Origin of the sequence: Blastopirellula marina, from assembly GCF_002967715.1 — a bacterium.
GTDB lineage: Bacteria > Planctomycetota > Planctomycetia > Pirellulales > Pirellulaceae > Bremerella > Bremerella marina_B.
The window spans coordinates 1-697 of record NZ_PUIA01000048.1 but is presented as its reverse complement, the minus strand read 5'-3'; the positions used below and the strand labels follow the sequence as shown (position 1 = coordinate 697).

Below are 697 nucleotides of genomic sequence, written 5' to 3'. Positions count from 1 at the left end.
CTACAGCGGCAACGAAGATGACGTGATTCTGCTGGGCGATTTGAACGTCAGCTACAAGAAGCTGGGTGCGCTGGGCCAGATCCCTGGCATTACCTATACCGTGGCGGACGAGCCGACCAACACGCTCCGCAAATCAAGCTACGACAATCTCGTCTTCCTGGCGAACGATACGCAAGAGTTCACCGGCCGGGCCGCCGTGTACGACACGCAAAAAGAGTTTGGCCTGACGCTCGACCAGGCGATGGATGTCTCAGACCACTTGCCGGTCTGGGGCGAGTTCTCCGCCTACGAAGCGGGACCATCGGCCATCGCGTCGGGCGCCGGAGCGCCCGTTCGCTAACGAAGTTAGCAAGAATAGTAGCCCGCAGCGCGAGCGAGGGAAATGCGTCGGGCTACTTGAGGAAAGGAATGCGGCGTCGCTCGGTTAAAAATCTTGCGGCAGCTACGGGTGAGTGTTCTTCTTACCGCTTTCAGCTGTCCGCTTTTCTTCTCGACCCCATTTCCCTCGCTCGCGCGTCGGGCTACTATTTGCCCCTACACCAGCGGCAAGAGCGTTGCGAAGGCGAGCGTTGACAGGAAGCTGACGCCCCCCAGCACCAACAGCAGCAGCGTCCACGACTTTAGCGCTTCGACTTCGGTCAGGCCGCTCATCTTGGCGAAGACCCAGAAGCCGCTGTCGTTCATCCACGATCCCATC

The 697-nt window shown here is 59.7% G+C and carries 2 pseudogenes; one reads left to right on the top strand and one right to left on the bottom strand.

The features are described 5' to 3' along the window. Positions 1-340, top strand: a pseudogene (locus C5Y96_RS27415) (endonuclease/exonuclease/phosphatase); the annotation flags it as partial. 194 nt (positions 341-534) lie between these two features. Here C5Y96_RS27415 and C5Y96_RS16025 read toward each other — a convergent pair. After that, positions 535-697, bottom strand: a pseudogene (locus C5Y96_RS16025) (GntP family permease); the annotation flags it as partial.